Origin of the sequence: Bacillus sp. BF2-3, from assembly GCF_008368795.1 — a bacterium.
Taxonomy (GTDB): domain Bacteria; phylum Bacillota; class Bacilli; order Bacillales; family Bacillaceae_G; genus Bacillus_A; species Bacillus_A cereus.
Genome location: NZ_QOSA01000012.1, coordinates 26,580 through 47,880 on the forward strand (window position 1 = coordinate 26,580; position 21,301 = coordinate 47,880).

Sequence of the window (21,301 nt, forward strand, 5' to 3'; positions counted from 1 at the left end):
CTTATTTTTCTACACATTTTTCAAAAATAAAACTCTACTACCGCCATTCCCATCATAATTTGTATGTACCGATACACCCTCTATCTCATCATCCCCAGCCTCAATTTGAAAGCCAATCTCCCTATGAAACTGTATCGATTTTTTATTAACTGGTGACGTAATTGCTTTTACAACTTTACAATTATTTGCACGTGCGACATCAAAGAAATACGAATACAATGTCGATGCAATTCCTCTTCTTCTATACTTCGGATTTACCCCGATAAAATGAACGTACGCTTCCTCTTTATGCGTTTGCGAAAAGAATCCGCATAAGAAACCTAACGTTTCGCCATCTTCTTCAATGATAAAACTCGTTTCTTGAAAGTGAACGAAAAACAATTTTGGCAACATGGCAGCCATGTCTCTCCCGCCCCACCAATCATTTAAAACAGAATGAATCTTTACATAATCTTCCCCTTGGATGTTTCTTACTCGCATATGTTTCTCCCTCTCACTCACTTCATTTTTTCATAAATTTTAATGACTGTTTCTACTAAAAGGATGAATACCCATATCCCGCAAAATACAAGAACAGACTGGAATAAAGAACCTAGCATAACAATACTTATTAAACCTAATTCTGGGCCTGAAATGGACATTTCATCAAATCCTATATTATGTATAAATGGACCGGTTGAAAAAGCCATTAAAATAGATGCTATTAAATAAATCACACTCATTATTTTTAATATTTTTATAGAAAGATACGAAGTTTGTTCTTGCTCCACTTGTGATAATTCGATTTCACCGCTCGCAATTCCTTTTTGTAAACAGTCCTCACATAGAAATTCTTCCTTAATTTTTTTACCACCGTGCAATGTACCTGTAATTTCTTTACAGCGCGAACACTTTCGATTTATCATTTTGTTATCACTCCAATCTCGTAAGATTATACTTATACAATTCTATTTTTACCTTATTATTCCTTTTGTGTATTTTATAGAGAGGTGACGTGTCTTATGATATCTAAACTTATTTTTGGTTATAAAAAGCCTACTGAGCAATATGTATTACGGCCTAGTTGTTATGCAATTATTTTTAACTCAACTTCTTCAAACATTGCTATTATCCAAAAAGGAGACCGTTATTTTTTACCTGGTGGCGGTATGGAAGGTACCGAAACAAAAGATGAATGCTTACATCGTGAACTACTAGAGGAATTAGGATGGGCAATTGAAATTAATCAATATATCGGTAATGCAATGCGATATTTTTATGCAGAAAAAGAAGATACATATTATTTAAACGATGGATTTTTTTATATTGCGAACATGGTGCAGACACAAACTGAAAACTGTGAGGAAGATCATGTTTTGCGGTGGATGTCTCCTTTACTTGCTGTAGAGCTTCTCATTCATGATCATCAAAAATGGGCTGTTGAACAAGCGCTTTTATTACAAAAACCAAAAGGATCTCCTTCTATATGAAAGAGATCCTTTTTATTGTTAACTTACTTTTTTCAAATTGAGAGCTGGCTTTTTGATTCCACCTTTTTTTACAACATATAGACCCACAAAGATAATAAGTCCGCCAACCAGTTGCATCATATTGATTTGCTCCCCTATTGTTACTGCCGCAAAAATAACTGCGAACAATGGTACAAGATACATATAAACCATTACTTTCGTTGAGCCTATTTGACTAATACCGACATACCACATTGCAAGTCCGAAGATTGTCGCGAAGACGATTGAATATGCTAGAGACCCCCAGCTTGGCATGTCTACTGGCCACGTTAATGTATTTACGTTGAATAAACAATATACAACGAGAGGTACAATTCCAATTAAAGTTGACCAAGATGTGACTCTCATTGCGGAATATTTTGTTATAAGAGGTTGCGCTAATATTGGATACCATCCCCACGCAATCGCTGCGACTAATCCAATTATGTTTCCGAGCCACGCATATTCGTAAGTAGTTCCTCCTGTATGTCCTGTTAATAAAACGAATGCTGCACCAATAAACGCTACTATTGAACCAATTTGTACTTTCATCGAAAAACGTTCTTGTTTGTGCAATACTGCTAATATCCCTGTAAAAATAGGTGACATCGCAATTAATAATGAGGCGTTCGTTGCTGAAGTATATTTCACAGATAGCATAAACATCGTTTGATACATTGCCGTACCAACGATACCGACTGCTACTAATCGTAACCAATCTTTTTTTTCAATACGTAATGAGCGTTCCATCATAAAAGTGATAAGTAATAATACCGGTGATGCTACTAAAAATCGTAAACTATTAAATTGAATGGATGACATATATGCCACTCCATACTTTCCTATTGTATAATTTGCTCCCCATACTAATGCAACTGATACTAGGAGCCATTCCATTTGCCATCGTTTCATCCGAATCTCCCCTTCCCTATTTAGCATAGTAAAATTGGCTGGATATAACACCGTCCAATTGGCTGTTTTTTTACCCAGCCAATTTGCTATACTTGATGTATATAAGAGATACGGAGGCGTTTTTTATGGAATGGAAACTAGATAGTGACAGTAAAATCCCTATTTATCAGCAAGTTGTTGACTTTATTGAAAAACGTATTACATATGGAGAACTTCCTCCAGGAAGCTTCCTCCCTTCAGAACGGAAATTAGCTACGCAGTTAAATGTAAACAGAAGTACAGTAACGACTGCTTATAATGAACTACGTGCTATGGGAATTGTAGAGAGTACGACTGGTAAAGGAACACGCGTGAGTACACATATGTGGGGTGTTTCTCCAACATTAACGCCGAACTGGAGAAATTTCGTAGAAGGTGGTACTTTTTTACCAAACTTACCACTACTTCGCCATATTCGGGCAGAAGTACAACAAAATGAAAATATTATTGATTTTGCAAACGGAGAGCTCGATTGTAATCTTTATCCCCACGATCAACTACAAGCGATTTTACGTGAACAACCGTTAACGCATTCATTAAGTTACGATCATCCGCAAGGCTATCTCCCGCTAAGACAAGCGGTCGTAAAATATATGAAAGAATATTTAAAAGTTGAGGCGACTGAACAATCCATTATGATTACATCTGGCGCACAGCAAGCACTTCATCTTATCGTACAATGTTTATTAAATCCAGGTGATGCTGTTGCTTTCGAAAGTCCTTCACACTGTTATTCCCTGCCTCTATTCCAATCAGCAGGTATTCGTATTTTCCCATTACCTGTTGATGAACATGGGATTAACCCAGATGATGTACAGGAGTTATATAGAAAACACCGTATTAAAATGATCTTTTTAAATCCAAATTTCCAAAACCCTACGGGAACGATGCTTCATCCAAACCGTAGAAAAAAACTATTATCACTTTGTGCAGATTTACGAATTGCAATCGTTGAAGATGATCCGTCTAGTTTACTTACGCTAGAAAAGAAACAACCTTGTCCTACTTTGAAATCAATAGATGAAAACGGAACTGTCATTTATGTACATTCTTTATCAAAAATGATTGCACCAGGCTTACGAGTTGGTTGGCTTGTTGCCCCGCAGTCTGTAGTAGAAAGGTTATCCGACGCAAGACACCAAATGGAATTAGGTATGAGTATTTTCCCGCAGTGGCTTATGCAGCAATTTTTCGAAACTGTGCCATTTCAGTCGCATATCGTACCGTTACGAAAACAATTAGCGGAAAAAAGAGACGTTATCGTTCGCGCCTTAAATGAGCAACTTCACGACAAAATCTCTTTTTCAAACCCTACTGGTGGTATATACATTTGGGGGAAATTAAAAGAACCTATAAACGAAAAACAACTCATTATGCAAAGTTTAAAACAAGAAATCGCCTTTATGCCGGGTAGTATTTTCGGCGCGAAAGATGGTTATATTCGTTTATCTTATGGAAAAGTGAATATTGATCAAATTGAGGAAGGGATTTCTCATTTGCGGGAGGCTATTTTGGTTTGTGGGAAATAAAATAACTTTTTAATACATTTAAAACTTCTTTATTCATTAACTCCAGATAATAAGTAAGCAAAAAATAATGAAAAGAAGCTTCATTCCAAAATTAAATTATAAGAAAGCTCCTGATGATTGATACAGGGGCTTTCTTTTCGAAATTTTTCGTTTTTCTTTATCTTTCTTCCCTACTTCTAAGAATGATTCTTATAAATTGTAACTCATTATGATTAATTCACCTTTCCGCCCCATCCTTCTAACCCCATTATCACAAAAACCACATTTTTCATATAAAGATTGTGCAGCTACATTTTTAACGTTTACTGCTAAAATAATTTCATTTATACCTAAGAAGTTATTTCGGACAAAGTCAGGTAATATCTTTAAAGCTTGTTTTGCATATCCTTTCCCTTGATGATGAAAATCTGTTGAAAATGCTCTTATTAAAATAGATTTTTCATTATTTGTATATGGTTTAACCCCGTCATTTTTATGTAAAACAAAAAACGTTACAAGCTCATTATCTTTCATAGCTAAAATTGAATGCCGATCTGAATCCTCACTCGATAGTTTTACAAGCTTTTTAGGTAAACCTGTATAACAAAGCTGCTCTTCTGACAATGTATATTGATTTATTGTATTTCTGAAGTTTTCATTATAAAAATATAACTGCATATAAATATCGCTCTCCTCAATAAATGGTCATTTCTATTTCGTTGTCTACAAGTTAAATAATAAAACCCACCCCCTATTTTCTGTAAAATATTCCTCTTTAATATTCTTAACTACATATCTATTATAAATACAGAAAAGCAACTCTCCATTCTCACAATCTAGCTGTATACTTAATAAATACTATGGGATTTGAAGTTTTTATCTCCACATTCTCACCCTCAAATATATACATTTGTTTATTTTCGATATCAATAAACACCATAAGTCCATTCTCATTATATGCTTCTGAATATTCACCATCTATTTTTATTCTTTCAAAAGAAGAAAAAGGGGAATGTACTACTTGATATTCGGAAAGCTTCATTATTCGCTTTTCTTCCGGTACGTGCACAATTTTTGGATCATCATCAGGTAAATATTCTAGCCCAATTTTATTCGGCGCAACGAAAATTAATAGATGCAAGGGTTCTGTTTCATTATTTTTATAGCCATGTATATGGTTCTTCCACCCAAACACAATCTCTCCTTTTGATGCACGAATCATTATTTTATTTGAAATATAATAATCCAAATGACCTGACAACACAACTGCACAATCTTCTCCAAATGGATGGCTATGAGGTGGTATGCCTTCATGCGATTGAAAAATCACTTCATACACCCAATACTTATTATCATTCGTTTTATAAATAAGATCATTTTTTGATATATTAATAGTTGTTTGTGATAAATCGAAACTCCTCATTCGGCCCTCCTGATTAATTTCAGACTTACTTATCTTTTGAAACCATTGCATAGAGCAGTAACATGAAATGATCCTCTAATTTAAAATACATTTTATTTATATATTCTATTGCTATTTTATCCAAATAAACACTATTAAAAATCAATCCGCAGAATGAAATTCAAATAAAACTTCCTAATACTTTCGTATTAAGAAATTTTCACATCACTACATATAACCACTTATTAAAATCTATAGTACATTCGTTATTTAGTTCGAAATATCCGTTTATTTTATAAAAATACATACGTATTAAATTGAGGAAGATATTACTCATTTGACAAAACCTAAATCTACCATTATTATCAACACGAACCTATTTATAGGAGTGATAAAAATGAAAATTTACGTTGATGCAGATGCTTGTCCTGTAAAAGATGTAATTATTTTTGAAGCTACGAATGCGGAAATTCCTGTTACACTCGTTACTAGTTTTTCTCATTATTCTAATGCAGAGCAGCCGAAAGGTGTGGAAACAATATATGTTGATTCCGGAGCAGATGCTGCTGATTACCGAATTATGCAGTTAGCAAAAAAAGAAGATTTAATCGTAACACAAGATTACGGTCTTGCTTCGCTCGCTTTAGCAAAAGGCTGTATCGTACTACACCATAAAGGCTATAAGTATACGAATGATAACATTGAACAATTGTTACAAACACGATATTTAAGTGCAATGGTTCGAAAAAGTGGTAAACGTACAAAGGGACCGAAACCATTTACAGCAGAAGATAAAGAGAAATTTAGAGCGCTCTTTAAAAGTATGATCGCACTTTAAAAATGAATCGTCTATTTGCTAGGAAAACTTCGCAAAACAAAGAAGAGAATATCGTAATGAACATTCTCTTCTTGAGGTTTACCCGTTTAAAATGAAGGTAAATTATCTAAGTTATTTTCTTTTATTCCATCCGGTTCACTACGTATAATATCTCTGCCATACTTATGAAATACGTCCACATGAGCTAACTTCCCTGATTTCGCTTCATTAAGAGCAGTCATATAATCTAACTCTCTCCCGCTACTTGTTTTAAACGCTATTAAATCTCCATCATCATTTTTACGAACAGCAACAATTTGTTCTGCTCCTGTATTGACTTCATGGCCTACTTCAAATTGAGCTTGCTCTTCTCCTTGATGTAAATAATCATTATACACCTTTTCAAAGTCTTTTTTGTCCATAAAACTCACCTCCAACACATTTTATTAGTATGGTTGGGAGGTAGTGGTTTTATGTACTTTTCTCTTAGAAAAACGTATTTTTAATACCTACGCAACCCTTTCAAAGTCTCCAATATATCATCTGTAAAGGCTGTGCTACCCTCTGTCTCTAAAACTCTGAAATATAAACTTCTTAAGAACGATCTAATATTTTGTACTAAAATAGCATGCTGCGGATGTCGGATGTCCTCAACAGTTGCTATACTATGTAACCAGTTGCTCCACTCTTCTTCAGTTAAAAGATTTTGGTTACGTAACGACATAATTGGTGCTACTAATCTCTCATCCTCAAAGTGAATGTAAACGTAGTCATGTAAGCGTACCTTCTGACGAACGGCAGCTAGTATTGCATATGAGAACTCACGATTTTGTATTGTACGTGCTAAAGCATCAAGTGCATCTGCTGCATGTGCAGTAGAGTGTGCCCAGCCTTTTCCTTCTACATAGCCCCTTACATCTTCTTCTAAATATACATATTCCAACACTTGTTCTGCCACACTGTACAATTGTTCTTCCGATAACAACGGTTCTCTTTCATGAACAGATAAAATAAGTGGTGGAATTAATACAGAGAATGCACGTTTAAAAACAGAGTCTGTTCCCTTTTCACCGATTTTATAAAATAAATAATCAGGGCTAATTGCTTGTAGCATTAACCCTCGTAATTCTTTTTGTCTAAACACATCATTTGTAATCCATGTATGAAGCGTACTATAAATTAAATCATCACGTAATTCAGCATCTGGTGATCCGATATAATCTAGCATCCACTGCGCATATGGATATGCATCTACGTCTTCTGGTACAGCATAATTATTATTTTTAATTTGTAGTAGTTCTTCTTTTAGTTCTAGTACTTCTGTCATTTTTTTATCCCCTTTAAATTTCTCTTCCTAAATTATTCCCTATTAGTATCATAAAATTAAACCCATTCTTAACGCAATATAAAATGGAATCATTAATTATCTTCACTATGTAACAGTTCTTCCAATGTTACTTTAACTTCTTCTTCTAATTCATTAATCGTTCCGCTATAAAGTGTTCCTATGCTACTACTTTTTCGATATCCTTGGTGATAGTACCAAAGCGAAATAGTACAGACTTCCCATGATTTTGAAGCATCATATTCAAAATTAATTTCTGATCTATATTCATAGTCTAAACAATTGTTAGATGTTAGTCCTTCTAATTCATCACCGTCTATATCTCTTTTAATTGACAGCTTCAAATTTAATTTACCATTTTGCGCAAAACGTTCTTCATATATTTTTTGATACTTACTGCAAATGTCTTCACTTATACTCTCTAGTTCCATTATTTTTTGTTTTAACTGTTCATTTATCTGTTCATTTTTGATTTCTAAATATTGTCCATCCTTCTCTTCATTCACTTTATTATTTTTTTGAAACCATCTAAACAAATGTTCATTCCTCCTATATAAACTGTATTAATGTCTTTTAAATAGAACTACTGGATCATCAAATTTACTATTTTCAAATAAAACATCTGCAAGTTCTTTCGGATTATGCTCATCTATATACAACTTACAGGCCGCATGATATCTGTTCAAAAACATCTTCTCTGCTTCTTCATAACTTCCAAAAGCTTCAGTTTCCCGCTTAGCACCACGTTTTCTCGCAATCTCAAAATTTGTATCTACAAAGATTTTGTAATCAAATAAATACGCAACGTCTTTTTTCAATAGAAACGTTCCATCTACTATTAATATCATATTTTGCGTGGCCAATAGCGGCTCATTATGTACAGACATATCCGTTATTAAGTTATGAGAAATCGTTTCATACTGTAAATTCCCGTTAGGTCCTAAAGGCATTAATAATCTTTCTTTGAAAGCTGTATAATCGTGTGCATCTTCATAATACCCTCTTGCAGATTCTTTTCCTTTTGCATAGCGAATCACTCTTGGATTATGAAAATCATCAATGCTGGCGCGTGTTACTGGTAATCCTCGTTTTTTTATTTCTTCCGCTAATTCGTTTGCAAATGTTGTTTTTCCTGATGCTGTAATACCACTTACTCCAACTCTTGTTGGATAGGTTAAGTTTAGCTTTACAATATGATCTGCAATTTCTTTGATTCGTTGTTTTCGGTTCATGATATCTCCCTTTATAATTAGTTTACATAATATAATTATAAGTAACAATTCATGTCACTATTTGTCGGTAAATCGATATCCTTTGTCGAATCGTTGATATATCGAAAAAATCGTTGATATATTTTAAGTTATGATAGATATATTTGAAAAATCGTTGATATATTATTAGCTTACTTCCCCTTAAACCCCCGATATAAGGCCGTCCGTAACTCTTGCTTATACTCTTCAATTTCTGGCATTTCGAGTTCTTCTGCTAATCTGATAGCTAATTCAATATCATACGGTACTCGTACAAGTTGAATAGAAAAGCTCGCCGCTTCTTTTTCATTATATGTTCCTTCAAATATTAAATAGGAAGCTTGCGTTATTTCAAGTGGGTTTCCTACGCTACCGGCATTACATAACGTTTTCCCTCTGAAATTTTGAACGAACGCTTGGTGAACATCGCCGTAACAAACGACATCTGGTTTTCTTTCTCCTTCTATATTTTCTGTCAGATCACTATTTTCGAACATACTAATACGTTCTTCTCTTGAAGCGTGTGGTTGAATTCTTTCATATAAACTTCTCGGTGAAGCGTGAAACATACGAATGAGTTTTCCACTCATAAAAAATTCGATTGAAAATGGTAAACTTCTTAAATAATCATTTTGTTCTTCCGATAATTGTTTTTGATGCCATTTTAATGCTTCAAATTCAGTCGGCTTTGTAATAAAATCATCCCAGTTTCCCATTACGACTACTTCACATTCTTTACGAATGATTTCAATTGCTTCACTGGAATGAGGTCCTTTTCCTACTAAATCTCCAAGGCAAATAATGCGCTCGATTCCTCTTAATTTAATATCATTCAACACGGATTCTAATGCTTGAATATTACCGTGAATATCTGAAATTACTGCTATTTTATCCATATAAATTACTCCTTTATTTATTAAATTCGCTTGATTGATACCATTTTGGAATATAGGATGAAAAATCATTATGATCTTCTAAAATTCCATTTAATCTTTCCTTCATATCATCTAATAAATATGGTGTGCTTCGGTTTGTCCATACGATATCAGCCGGGAATATCATTGCTGCATATAATGAGTACAGTTTCCAAAAATGTAGATCAGGTTCTCCTCCGCAATAACCGTGAACTTGTCCAACCGCAAATGGTTTGCTTATATTCGTTGTAAATAGTGCTACTTTATAAAAATCATGAATAGGATCACCAATATCGAATCTAGCAAAATCAATGACAGCCCGAAACTCATTTTGGTCAATCATTATATTAGCCGGATGAAAATCGTCATGTAAAAATACGATGGGACGATTTTTCAATAAATCTTTATGATTTCCTACAAAATCTATCACTGTATTTAAACGAAAAAAGTCTACTTCATATTCTTTCAACGCTTCTAAGTATCTCTCATATTTACTCCATATAGACATTTCCCATGAATTACTTTTATCTTCTTTTTCAACTAAATGAATCTTTTTTAGTACTTCTCCAGCCTTTTTTCCAGCCCTATACTGCTCTTCTGTAGACAACGTTCTTAATATATCTTCACCATCTAATCCATCAATCCATTCAAAAACTTGTACACATTTATTGAATTTAGTAAGACTAATAAAATGAATTAATTTTGGCATAGGAATATGTAAAGAATCTAGCTGCTGCATATATTCATATTCTTCCTGCTTCCGTTCAAAATATGATGAATCGCATACTTTAATAAAATACGAGGCCCCACTCTCTAATTCAATTTTATATTTCTCATCGAATGAAAAGCCTTTTGAAATAACAGTCGCTTTTAACATACGAGGCCATTCTAGTATTCTCTCTATCTCCCTAAGCATTTCTTTCACAACGTTCACCTCTATTAATATATGTACAAACTACCTAGCACTTCATGCTCTCGTTTATCTCCACCTTTAAACTCTACTGCAAATGGATATTCGCCATTCTTATTCAAATGTTCTAGTACTAGCCCTTCTCCAATCGGTTCACAAAACTGCACATGAATATTTCCAAACACTACACTTTGACTCTCAGCATTCCATTTTTCATTTTTCACAACTGAGCTTGTAGATAGTCCCATTACTTTTTTCCATTTCCTTACTGTTTCTCGAACGTTTTTTACTGCGTAATGAATCGTTTCAATTTGTTGCACTTTGTTTTTATGTTCAGTGATCATCCCACTGTTACGTAAATCGTTTCTTCTTTCTTCGTCCGTTTCATTCCACTGTATAAAGAAAGGTAATTTCGGTCCGTTCTCTTCTTGCTTAACAAATAACATTTTCCATTCTAAAAGCCGGCCATCTTTTCTCATGCGTTTCCCTTCAAATGGCCCTATCGTATGTAAGCCGTACTTATTAAAGTTAACTGCTAGCTCCTCAATTGCATCTGTTCGGATCGCGATTTGTAGCATTCCTTCTCCATTTTGTAGTTTCACCACTGTTTCTTGTACTAATGGATTTTCTGCTTCTTTCGCTTTTTCTTCATGCTGAACTGCTAAAAATTCTATGTATGATAAGTCAAAATAACTTAAACTATTCCAAGTACCCCAAGTAGTATGCTCTCCGCCTAATACAGTATGAAATCCAAGCTCCTGCATTTGTTTTGCCGCTTCCTCCGGTGTATATTGCACTGCGTGAACGAGATGATCAAATGCTAACATATTCTTTCTCCCCTTTCTCTCCATCCTTTTATTGTATATTTTATTTTTCTTTCATTCAATTCAAAAACTTTAAAACCTAGTTGATTTATACGATTAATATGTATTATAATGAAACAAATTTAATTATTGCTGATTGGAAAAACCAAAGGCACTTTTCTCATACGGGAAAAGTGTCTTTTTCATTTATTATTACAGGGGGATTATTTATGCAGAAATTAATTGTCTTTGCTATTATTGGATTTTTCGCTCAACTGATCGATGGAGCACTCGGAATGGCGTATGGGGTAACGTCTACTTCACTATTATTAATGTTTGGTATTGCACCGGCTGTAGCTTCCGCATCGGTTCATTTAGCTGAAGTCGTTACAACTGCAGCTTCTGGCGCATCTCATATCAAATTTGGAAACGTTGATAAATATACAGTTTCCAGGCTTACATTACCTGGGGCAATCGGCGCATTTGTTGGGGCATGTTTTTTAAGCAATTTACCTGGTGATGTAATTAAACCGTACATTTCCGTATTTTTATTTACTTTAGGGGTTTATATTTTATTACGATTCATCATTCAAAAACAAATTGTCACTTCAAATAAGCGTATGTCTGCAAAACAACTTGTGCCGCTTGGTTTATTCGCTGGATTCGTTGATTCAACTGGTGGCGGTGGTTGGGGGCCGATTACGACACCTGTTCTTCTAGCAAGAGGAAATGAAGCTAGAAAAGTTATTGGATCTGTAGATACGAGTGAATTTCCTGTTTCACTCGCTGCAACAATCGGCTTCTTCATCTCACTTGGCTGGGAACAAGTAAGCTGGATTTGGGTATTTTCTCTCATGCTCGGTGGTATCGTAGCGGCACCAATCGCGGCATGGCTAGTTCGCATCGTTCCTTCTCATTTACTTGGCGTATTAGTTGGTGGTCTTATTATCTTTACAAACATTCGTACACTGCTTACTACATTTAAAGTGGATCCAACTATTATTTCACTTTCTTACGTTGCAGTTGGTCTTGTCGTTATTATTTCTATTTTCATTGCTGTTCGTAATCATTCCAATCGTCCTAATACGTCAACGGCTGAGTATCCGAATGATCAGAAGCAAATGCTACCATAACTATAAAAAATACCGCTCAATTTAGAGCGGTATTTTTTATTTTTCTATTTTCCAATTAATCATCATTTCTGTAGCATTTACTCTCTTCATATGTAACTTTTCTAAAACACGCATCGAACTATAATTATCTAGAAGTGTCTCTGCAATTATTGTTTCTACCTCACCTGTTTTGAAAGCCCAATCGATTAGTTCTTTTACAGCTTCTGTTGCATAGCCCTGATTCCAATATTTCTCAATGAATCCATAGCCAATTTCTACTGTTTGATTCTCGTTTGGTTTCCCTTTAAACCCAATATCACCTAAAACGCTATCATCTTCTTTTCGAAGAACATACCACGCCCCCCATGGTAATAAAGTTGCATCTTTTTTTACATTCTTTACATGCCCTACAATATGCGGGCCGCTATTGTATCCTTGCTCGTTAGCGACTTGAATCCTCTCTTCTGTACACGGCACTATATAGAGCCTTTCTGTTTCTAATTTCATTTTGATTTCCCCTTTTTGCTTAAACGTTACCCTAATTATAACAAATAATATGACTTTATTATGAATGTCGAATTATATTTTTCTGAATTTTCTTTTAATTTAGAGGGTTTTTCAATATTTTTTGCGAAACATTTGTATAACAATTTTTTCTTTGCTTATTGCTACATAATAGTAGGTTCGGGTGGAGTTTTGCAAGCGTTTCCTATACAATAACCGATATTTTTTGACTTTTCCTAACAAAATATCTTGCAATATATTCAGAAAGTCATTACAATTGCCATATATTAAAAATCTTAGCAATATATAAATCCTCATCAATCCGATGAGGTAGAGGTTGCGACTTTTAATAGTAAAACGGACGAGACACAGAGAATGTCAGCTGACTCCGTTTGAAAGGAAAAGTTGCCGAAGTTTATATTTCTTCTCTGGAAATATGAGCTGGGGCTGTCTCCGAAAGGAACAGAACTGTCACGTTTACAAAATTACCGTGTAAACGTGGGGTGCTATCTTAACGGAAGGGTATGATGGGGTGGTTATTTGTGAAACGTTCCGCCAAATTCCTTTGGCGGTTTTTTGTATTTTTCTCCCCCGCTCCTTCCTAACCTACAAGAAAAGGAGTGTTGAACATGAATAGCGCAACAAATCAATCTACCTCTAAAACGCAAACTACACAAGGACAAGGTGAATTAAAACGCGGGTTAAAATCTCGTCACCTTACGATGATTTCTCTCGGTGGTACAATTGGTACCGGACTATTTCTTGCCAGTGGTGGTGTCATCCATACAGCTGGACCTGGTGGCGCATTAATTGCATACGCCGCAATTGGAATTATGGTTTATTTTTTAATGACAAGCTTAGCTGAACTTGCAGCTTACATGCCTGTTACTGGATCTTTTAGTACGTATGCAACAAAATTTGTTGATCCATCACTTGGCTTTGCACTTGGATGGAACTATTGGTATAACTGGGCAATTACGATTGCTGCTGAACTTGCAGCCGTAACATTAATTATGAAATTTTGGTTCCCAGATACCCCTTCTCTTATTTGGAGCGGATTATGTTTAGCTATTATTTTCCTTTTAAACTATTTATCTGTTAAAGGGTTTGGTGAATCTGAATATTGGTTCGCACTTATTAAAGTAGTTACGATTATTATCTTTTTAATTGTTGGTTTCATGATGATTTTTGGAATTATGGGCGGTGAAACGGTTGGATTTAAAAACTTCACTGTTGCAGATGCACCATTTAACGGCGGTATCATGGCAATTATCGGTGTGTTTATGGCAGCTGGTTTCTCATTCCAAGGTACTGAACTATTAGGAGTAGCTGCTGGTGAAACTTCTGATCCAGAGCGTAATATTCCGAAAGCGATTCGTTCAATCTTTTGGCGTATTCTTTTATTCTATATCCTTGCAATTCTCGTTATCGGTTTATTAATTCCTTATACAACTGAAAGCCTTGCTGCAAGTGATGTTACAGTAAGTCCGTTTACACTTATTTTTGAAAAAGCGGGCGTTGCCTTTGCTGCTTCTGTTATGAACGCTGTTATTTTAACGGCAGTACTATCTGCTGGTAACTCTGGTATGTATGCATCAACTCGTATGCTTTGGGATTTAGCTCGCCAAGGAAAAGCACCAAAGTTTCTTGGTAAATTAGATAGCCGCGGTGTACCTGTTAACGCATTAATCGTAACATCAATTGTCGGTAGTATCGCTTTCATTGCTTCTTTATTCGGTGACGGTGTTGTATACATTTGGTTATTAAATGCATCAGGAATGTCTGGCTTTATCGCTTGGGTCGGCATTGCAATTAGTCATTACCGTTTCCGTAAAGCATATATTGCACAAGGAAAAGATTTGAAAGACTTACCATATAGAGCAAAATGGTTCCCATTTGGTCCAATCTTCGCATTTACACTTTGTATCATCGTAATTTTAGGACAAAACTACGGCGCATTTATGGGTGAATCAATCGATTGGAATGGCGTACTCGTTTCTTACATCGGTTTACCACTCTTCTTAGTACTATGGTTAGGATATAAATTTACGAAAAAAACAAAAGTGATTCCACTTGATAAATGTGAACTAAAATAAAGTGAAACGAGCAAACAAATTTGTTTGCTCGTTTTTTGTTGCAAACCTCTTTCCTTCCCTATTGCTCCTGTTTTTGCCATAATAGAAGAAATATAAATAAAAGGTTGGGATACAATGAACATTCGCATTACTGATGAAGCAAAAGCAGCTATACATAGATTAGAACGTGAAGACAAAAAGATCATTCGCATTAGAGGAACAATGACAAACTCTTGTAGTATTTTCGTTGATGTCGATTTAATTTGGGATACATTTAACGCAGATGATGTTGTATATGAAGATGCGGAGCTTATCGTACAAATGGATTCATTTACGAAAGACTACACTGGTGATACAGTGAAGCTTGACTATAAGACGACAGGTTTTAGTATTACGACTCCGAGTGAGACTTTGGTTTATGGATTGTCGATTAAAAAATAAAAATTGTTTTCATTTGACCACCGAGGTGAAAAAATGGGTAAATATGTTCCGTTAAAATTTTTATTTAATGAAGAATTAGCAGAAAAAATAGCTGATTCTATTTGTAAACACGATCCTTGTTTCTCTAAAAGCATCTTTGTAGATTCTGTAGCTTGTAAAGTTGAAAATTTAGAGTTAAAACAGCGTATTGAAGTAATTGCAGATGAATTACACAATGCTTTACAAAAAGATTTTAATGCCGCAATACATATATTACTGAAAACATTAGGACCAGAAAATACAACCGGAGTAGGCACATTTACAAATGGATATATGTACATGCCTGTTGCAAAATACGTTGAAAAATATGGGCTTAACGATTTTAAAATCTCGTTTAATGCAATGTATGAAATAACGAAAAGGAATACTGCTGAATATGCCATTCGGCCCTTTCTTGAAACATACCATGAAGATACACTAAACATATTACAACAGTGGATTCATGACGAAAACAGCCACATTAGGAGATTAGTTTCTGAAGGTACAAGACCAAGGCTTCCTTGGGCTAAAAAAATAGGAGCTCTAAAAGGTGATTTTCAGTACAATTTACAACTTCTTGAACCATTAATGAATGACCCTTCTAAATATGTTCAAAAATCTGTAGCCAATCATATTAACGATATTACGAAAGAAGATAAAGAACTCGTTTTTCAGTGGTTACAGCAATTACGTGATAAACAGCATCCTATTAATCCTTGGATTATAAAACATGGGTTAAGAACAGTTATTAAAAATGGTAATTTACCAAAAGATTTTTGTTTTTGAGTATATTAAACAAAAACGCTATCTTTTCCTATGATTCTAGAAAAAGAATAGCGTTTTTTTACTCGTCCAGTATTTAGTAGGTATAACTTTTTATATTTCAAAAGACTTTTCTCTCTAAAAATATTTTTCATACAAATTTTCACATTCTAAAAAATCTATAAATTTCTTATAATGTGTCACTGTTCTTTCTAAAGCAATCATTAAAACAAAAATAAAATAAATTGCTTGGATTCCATTCATATAATTAAAGAGTGATTCAAATATATATACAATACTTGCAATCATAGAACAAAACCATAAATAAAACTTCATTTTCAGCTTTTTAATTTTTTGCTTAGTTGTCTTACAATACTGGCCATGAACTCTTATAAACAAATAAATTGCTGTATGTAAAATAATAATTGAAAATTGAAAACTTCGATTGTCCTCCGAACTAAATTCAGAAAAATCTATTTCTAATGAATGTAATACTATCCAAATAGAAAATAAAGATAGCAGAAATACATATAAAAAACCAATTAATAATTCAAAAATAAAGAGCCAAGGTTTATTTATGATTGAGTAAAATGGATTTAGATATTTTATGGTTAATAAAAATTTTCTCACTAAATCAGTAATAATAATTGATGTATTAGTTATATTCATATAGAAAAGTAATGTTATTGGAACTAATAACATTATAGTGATGCCCCAAACAGTAATCTTAATGCCTGATATAAAGAAAACAGCTCCATAAATTATAACTGAAAAAATAAAAGTTGATACTGGAACAAACATTAAAAATGTAAAAGTTCTTATTAAGATTAAATCCCCTAAAAAATCTTTTATTATGGAAACGTGTATTTTTTCCTCCTTGTATTTTTTCACAGTATCAACTATGTCTTTCTCAGATAAAAGAAAACACTTCAATCTATTAAACATAAAAAAACCCCTTTATATTAAAAAGATTAAAATATATACCAAACTGTTATTAAAATTTCATAAAAATAATTGTAAATCTTGTATAAGCATTTTTTTCACTTTCAACTGTAATTAAGGCGTGATGTGCCTCTATAATAGCTTTGACAAGTGCCAATCCAATTCCGGTCGATCCGTGCTTTTTAGAACTACTTGATTTATAGAATCGTTCAAAAATATGGGGTAATTCTTCAGCTGAAATTCCCTCTCCAAAGTCTTGGATTACTAGTTCTGTATAGATTGGAGAATTTTTGGCCTGAATCATTATTTTACCACCGGGTTTAGAATGTTCGATTGCATTCTTCAACAGGTTTAACAAAGCTTCCTGCATCCATAATTTGTCGTGAATAACGACTATTTCTCTTGGTGCATTCCAATCAATCAAAATATTTTTATCACTTATCATGCTTTGCAAGCGATTTAGTACTTCCTCAGTCGTATCTACTAAATTCCCTGGCTCTTTATCAAACGAAATCGCTTTTGCATCAATTTTTGCTACTTTTAACAAATTCTGAATTAAGATATTCATTCTAGAAATCTGAATATCATTATTTTGTAGTAATTGAGCTTGTTGCTCTCGGGATAGTTTCTCATTTAACAACATTTCATTATAGATAGAAATAGTTGAAAGCGGCGTTTTTAACTGATGAGATATATCCTGCAACATTTCTCCTAAAAACCGTTTCTCTTCAAGCAAATCATGCATATTTTTTCTAATGATATCCCTCATTGAACGAAATGAAATCGCCAGTTTCGCGAAATCCCCCTCTTTATTTTCATTGATGACAACCGAGTAATCTCCCTCGATTATCTTTTTTGCAGCTCTAGTAAGCTGGCTAATCTTATTGAAAATAATTTTTTGTTGCATGTAGTTTGCAACAAAAAGTAAAAATCCAAAAGCAATCAATCCCCACATCATAAATTGATTGTGATTAATAATTAGATTATTTAAGTGAGGAAAAAATTTTGAATCCAAGTCTTCATATAATCCATATTGCTTTAGGATCTCTGTCCCTTTTTCCTGATATTTACTTGAGTGAGACGAATGACTTGATAAGACTTTCATAATTTCCGCTTCATTTTCTGGATTCTGCTCTACCAACCTAGCTGTAATTTCCCCCCATGTTGCAATAGAGTCTCTTTTCAAATGATCATAAAATAATTGTTGAATAATAAATTGGTAAATCACAAATATAGATAAAAGGACGGCTAGTATCGTCATATAGCTTTTTAACTCGGTATTTTTCATTATCTTGCTCACCCAATCACGTCCTTGCTCCAACGATAACCATATCCTCTTTCGGTAACGATAAACTGTGGTTTTTGAGGATTGTCTTCAACTTTAGCTCTTAAACGCTTTATGTATACAGATAACGTGTTTTCATCAAAAAAAGCATTTTCTCCTTCTGTTATTTGTTGTAGGAGTTCATCTCTTTTTAATGCTTTGTGAGAATTCTTCATGAAATTCAATAGCAGCTTGTATTCTAAATTCGTCAATGTAATACTTTCACAATTTTTATAAACCTTGACTAGGTTCGTATCGATTCTTATATTCTCAGATCTTAAAATTTGAGATGGCGTTTCTAGCGACGCTTGTTTACGCAATTGTACTTTCACTCTGGCCATGAGTTCCCTAACCCGAAAAGGTTTGGTTATATAATCATCACCGCCTATATCCAGCCCCATTACCACATTTGCTTCTTCATCTAGTGCAGTTAAGAAAATAATAATCGAATTCTCGTTTTTCTTTTTAAAATACAAACATAAGTCATAACCATTACCATCTGGTAGGCCGATATCAAGGATGGACAAATCAAATGTATTGTGAACAAACTGGTGTTTAGCTTCTTTTACACTGGACGCTCTAATCACCTCATAACCTTCATTTCTCAATGAAAATTCGATGGCTATGCCAAGAGCTTCATCATCTTCAACTAGTAATATTTTTTTATTCAAGTATGCCCTCTCCTTTTTTCCCCTAGCTTATACTCCAATTACAATAGCCTGGCTATAATCTAGCCAGGCTTATAATATTATTGTTCTCTAATATTATCAATAATATTATCTTGTTGAATTTTTTTCAATGGATTTAAGACTGATAAATAACTAATTATTAAAGCTGAAACAAACGTAATGATACAAGCCTCATAGGGAATCGTCCATGTCATTTTCAACATATCAGATATAGCTAAATATATAATATAAGACAATATACAGCCAAAAAAGATTCCTTGTAAACTTCCAGAAAAACCGTAAATCAAAGCTTCATAGGTAATCATTTTTTTCAAATCCTTTTGTGACATACCAATGGATTTCAAAGCGGCCAATTCTTTTCGTCTAGTCATGATACTTATAGTTATAGTATTGAGGATATTAACGCTACTAATTAAAGAAATGACTGTGATGAAACCATATGCAAGCACTTGTAAAGTAAGTTTTTCTTCTTTTTTTGTTTTATTTTCTTGATAATTATTTACGATTGTAATGGTATAGCTTTTTCCAATCGTGTTTTCTATTTCCTTTACTGTCGCGGAAGATTGAGTTACATCCTTTAATTTAGTTTCAAAGCTATTCTCCTGTTTTTCGTATACTTTAGATATATTTTCAAGTGATTTCAATTGATGCAAAACTTGTTCACTTTCAGCTAAATGATCTGGATTATTATCCACTATCTTAATTGTAATATCCGATTTAACAGATAACTTATCAAAAGATTTAGATGCAAATGCAACACTCATTAAATACGAGAAAGTAATAAATAACACACTACTTATAATAATTGATAAGATTGTAATGGTATAGCGATTTTTATTTCGCTTAACATTTTTCATAGCCATGCTCAAAGGAATAGATAAAGGTTTTTTCACCATGGAATTCTTTTGTTTTTTGATTTGTTCCTTTTTAATTGACAACCTGCTACTAATTGCCAACAAAGGGGAGATTTTCCCTGCAAAATAAGCTGGGTACAAACTTGACGCTATTACAGAAAGCAAGGTAATAATCGAACTGATTATTAAAATATTCCAATCAACATAAAATATCGAGACCGCTTTACTATTTTCCATTAAAAGTGAAAAAGTGAACTGCAGAGAGGCAAGTGCTATTAGGCTACATATAATTCCAATTGGTATAGCGATAACAGCCAGAAAAGTAGCTTCTCTCAGAACGATTTGTCTAATTTGCTTTCGTGTTGCACCAATGCTTCTCAACAAGCCAAACTGCCTCGTTCGTTCTACGACACTGATTTGAAAAGCGTTGTAAATCACAACAATTGTCGCTATCACAACAATGCTGATTGTAATAATTAGCGTAGCCATAATCGAATTATTGTAACCTGGTTTCTCTAATTGAATTAATTCATTACTTATATTAATATTATTTTCTCCGGAAATGGCCTTGAGTCCCTCTAAAACCTCATTAAAGTTTGCTTTTGAGCTAATTCCAACTAATATTTTTCCTTCACCAGCGCTAAACTTACTCTTATAGGTTAGTAACCGTCCCACCTTATTTTCCTGTGTATATGTACTATCACTTAGAAAACCAACCAATTTGTATTTTTTTTCATTTAATTCGAATGAATCACCTATTTGAATATTTTCTTTTATATAAGGTAATACCCAGGGATCAACAGCAACTTCTTGATCATTAGATGGCAATCTGCCCTTAATAATACTGTATTTTAAAAATTCCAAGGCGTTATCATCAGCAAAATTCATTTGTACAGCAGCCTCTCCAACTTGGACTGTTTCTCCCTGTGACATTAAACCAAATGATTCAATTTGCGGGTTATATTTAATTTTTTTCAATATCGATTCATCGTAATTTAATACAACGGCATGAAAAGAATACCCTTGCCTCTTTTTCGTATTCTCGATTTGAGAAATCTGAGTACCGTTCATAAATAGGCCGATTGTAGAAATTAACGATACAGAGAGTACGATTCCTATCAAAGTTAAAATTGTTCGTTTCTTATTTCCCTTTAAGTATCTCCTGCTTAATTGTTTATAATTACCAATCAAGA

At 33.7% G+C, this 21,301-nt stretch carries 24 protein-coding genes and 1 riboswitch; of the genes, 7 read left to right on the plus strand and 17 right to left on the minus strand.

Annotated features, from left to right (window positions below; translation table 11 throughout):
* Positions 1-9 precede the first annotated feature (9 nt).
* Positions 10-480 carry a GNAT family N-acetyltransferase gene (locus DN401_RS11340; RefSeq protein ID WP_001266045.1) on the minus strand — a complete coding sequence of 157 codons (471 nt, stop codon included), beginning with the start codon at positions 478-480 and terminating at the stop codon, positions 10-12.
* A gap of 17 nt (positions 481-497) precedes the next feature.
* Positions 498-905, minus strand: coding sequence for a DUF3980 domain-containing protein (locus DN401_RS11345; RefSeq protein WP_000610496.1), 408 nt, complete (start codon positions 903-905; stop codon positions 498-500).
* Between the two features lie 96 nt (positions 906-1,001).
* Between DN401_RS11345 and DN401_RS11350 the strand changes: the two genes are divergently transcribed.
* The gene (locus DN401_RS11350) at positions 1,002-1,469 is read left to right on the plus strand and encodes an NUDIX hydrolase (protein ID WP_000623966.1); all 468 of its coding nucleotides are present in this window, start codon (positions 1,002-1,004) and stop codon (positions 1,467-1,469) included.
* A gap of 18 nt (positions 1,470-1,487) precedes the next feature.
* Here DN401_RS11350 and DN401_RS11355 read toward each other — a convergent pair whose 3' ends face one another.
* The gene (locus DN401_RS11355; protein ID WP_000832977.1) at positions 1,488-2,399 is read right to left on the minus strand and encodes a DMT family transporter; all 912 of its coding nucleotides are present in this window, start codon (positions 2,397-2,399) and stop codon (positions 1,488-1,490) included.
* Between the two features lie 125 nt (positions 2,400-2,524).
* Between DN401_RS11355 and pdxR the strand changes: the two genes are divergently transcribed.
* Positions 2,525-3,967 carry a MocR-like pyridoxine biosynthesis transcription factor PdxR gene (gene pdxR / locus DN401_RS11360; RefSeq protein ID WP_000454913.1) on the plus strand — a complete coding sequence of 481 codons (1,443 nt, stop codon included), beginning with the start codon at positions 2,525-2,527 and terminating at the stop codon, positions 3,965-3,967.
* Positions 3,968-4,156: 189 nt separating this feature from the next.
* Here the strand turns inward: pdxR and DN401_RS11365 are convergent, their stop codons facing one another.
* Complete coding sequence (locus DN401_RS11365) at positions 4,157-4,624, minus strand: GNAT family N-acetyltransferase (RefSeq protein ID WP_001177782.1); 468 nt, start codon at positions 4,622-4,624, stop codon at positions 4,157-4,159.
* Between the two features lie 151 nt (positions 4,625-4,775).
* Positions 4,776-5,369 carry a cupin domain-containing protein gene (locus DN401_RS11370; RefSeq protein ID WP_001255984.1) on the minus strand — a complete coding sequence of 198 codons (594 nt, stop codon included), beginning with the start codon at positions 5,367-5,369 and terminating at the stop codon, positions 4,776-4,778.
* A 376-nt stretch (positions 5,370-5,745) separates the two neighbouring features.
* Here DN401_RS11370 and DN401_RS11375 point away from each other — a divergent pair, with 376 nt between their 5' ends.
* The gene (locus DN401_RS11375; protein WP_000708761.1) at positions 5,746-6,186 is read left to right on the plus strand and encodes a YaiI/YqxD family protein; all 441 of its coding nucleotides are present in this window, start codon (positions 5,746-5,748) and stop codon (positions 6,184-6,186) included.
* An 86-nt stretch (positions 6,187-6,272) separates the two neighbouring features.
* Here the strand turns inward: DN401_RS11375 and DN401_RS11380 are convergent, their stop codons facing one another.
* From DN401_RS11380 to DN401_RS11410, 7 genes are all read right to left on the minus strand, one after another.
* On the minus strand, positions 6,273-6,587 hold the full coding sequence (locus tag DN401_RS11380) for a DUF3892 domain-containing protein (protein ID WP_000358176.1): 315 nt from the start codon (positions 6,585-6,587) through the stop codon (positions 6,273-6,275).
* 80 nt (positions 6,588-6,667) lie between these two features.
* Positions 6,668-7,492 (minus strand): DUF2785 domain-containing protein, encoded by an 825-nt coding sequence (locus tag DN401_RS11385; RefSeq protein ID WP_000141232.1) that lies wholly within the window; start codon positions 7,490-7,492, stop codon positions 6,668-6,670.
* 92 nt (positions 7,493-7,584) lie between these two features.
* Positions 7,585-8,046: a hypothetical protein gene (locus tag DN401_RS11390; protein ID WP_000490272.1), complete on the minus strand. Its 462-nt coding sequence runs from the start codon at positions 8,044-8,046 to the stop codon at positions 7,585-7,587.
* 27 nt (positions 8,047-8,073) lie between these two features.
* On the minus strand, positions 8,074-8,742 hold the full coding sequence (locus DN401_RS11395; protein WP_001080563.1) for a nucleoside/nucleotide kinase family protein: 669 nt from the start codon (positions 8,740-8,742) through the stop codon (positions 8,074-8,076).
* A gap of 170 nt (positions 8,743-8,912) precedes the next feature.
* Positions 8,913-9,656, minus strand: coding sequence for a metallophosphoesterase family protein (locus DN401_RS11400; RefSeq protein WP_000357656.1), 744 nt, complete (start codon positions 9,654-9,656; stop codon positions 8,913-8,915).
* A gap of 13 nt (positions 9,657-9,669) precedes the next feature.
* Positions 9,670-10,599, minus strand: coding sequence for an aminoglycoside phosphotransferase family protein (locus DN401_RS11405; protein WP_000661756.1), 930 nt, complete (start codon positions 10,597-10,599; stop codon positions 9,670-9,672).
* Positions 10,600-10,613: 14 nt separating this feature from the next.
* Positions 10,614-11,411, minus strand: coding sequence for a VOC family protein (locus DN401_RS11410; RefSeq protein ID WP_000879130.1), 798 nt, complete (start codon positions 11,409-11,411; stop codon positions 10,614-10,616).
* 98 nt (positions 11,412-11,509) lie between these two features.
* Between DN401_RS11410 and DN401_RS11415 the strand changes: the two genes are divergently transcribed.
* Positions 11,510-12,520, plus strand: coding sequence for a sulfite exporter TauE/SafE family protein (locus DN401_RS11415; RefSeq protein WP_002041401.1), 1,011 nt, complete (start codon positions 11,510-11,512; stop codon positions 12,518-12,520).
* A gap of 36 nt (positions 12,521-12,556) precedes the next feature.
* Here the strand turns inward: DN401_RS11415 and DN401_RS11420 are convergent, their stop codons facing one another.
* Positions 12,557-13,006 (minus strand): GNAT family N-acetyltransferase, encoded by a 450-nt coding sequence (locus tag DN401_RS11420; protein WP_000764606.1) that lies wholly within the window; start codon positions 13,004-13,006, stop codon positions 12,557-12,559.
* A 320-nt stretch (positions 13,007-13,326) separates the two neighbouring features.
* A riboswitch (Lysine riboswitch) is annotated at positions 13,327-13,520 on the plus strand.
* Positions 13,521-13,632: 112 nt separating this feature from the next.
* On the opposite strand from DN401_RS11420, the gene DN401_RS11425 reads away from it, so the two are divergent.
* The 3 genes from DN401_RS11425 to DN401_RS11435 all read left to right on the plus strand — a co-directional run bounded on the left by DN401_RS11425 (position 13,633) and on the right by DN401_RS11435 (position 16,323).
* Positions 13,633-15,099 (plus strand): amino acid permease, encoded by a 1,467-nt coding sequence (locus tag DN401_RS11425; RefSeq protein WP_001083395.1) that lies wholly within the window; start codon positions 13,633-13,635, stop codon positions 15,097-15,099.
* Positions 15,100-15,213: 114 nt separating this feature from the next.
* A complete protein-coding gene (locus DN401_RS11430; RefSeq protein ID WP_002026004.1) occupies positions 15,214-15,519 on the plus strand; it encodes an iron-sulfur cluster biosynthesis family protein in 306 nt (101 codons plus the stop codon).
* A gap of 33 nt (positions 15,520-15,552) precedes the next feature.
* On the plus strand, positions 15,553-16,323 hold the full coding sequence (locus DN401_RS11435) for a DNA alkylation repair protein (protein ID WP_000521694.1): 771 nt from the start codon (positions 15,553-15,555) through the stop codon (positions 16,321-16,323).
* 114 nt (positions 16,324-16,437) lie between these two features.
* Here the strand turns inward: DN401_RS11435 and DN401_RS11440 are convergent, their stop codons facing one another.
* From DN401_RS11440 to DN401_RS11455, 4 genes are all read right to left on the minus strand, one after another.
* Complete coding sequence (locus DN401_RS11440) at positions 16,438-17,244, minus strand: hypothetical protein (protein WP_000483291.1); 807 nt, start codon at positions 17,242-17,244, stop codon at positions 16,438-16,440.
* Positions 17,245-17,293: 49 nt separating this feature from the next.
* Positions 17,294-18,529 carry a HAMP domain-containing sensor histidine kinase gene (locus DN401_RS11445; protein WP_000798887.1) on the minus strand — a complete coding sequence of 412 codons (1,236 nt, stop codon included), beginning with the start codon at positions 18,527-18,529 and terminating at the stop codon, positions 17,294-17,296.
* Positions 18,530-18,537: 8 nt separating this feature from the next.
* Positions 18,538-19,236 (minus strand): response regulator transcription factor, encoded by a 699-nt coding sequence (locus DN401_RS11450; protein WP_001035093.1) that lies wholly within the window; start codon positions 19,234-19,236, stop codon positions 18,538-18,540.
* Between the two features lie 77 nt (positions 19,237-19,313).
* Complete coding sequence (locus DN401_RS11455; protein WP_000580036.1) at positions 19,314-21,299, minus strand: ABC transporter permease; 1,986 nt, start codon at positions 21,297-21,299, stop codon at positions 19,314-19,316.
* Between the last annotated feature and the right edge of the window lie 2 nt (positions 21,300-21,301).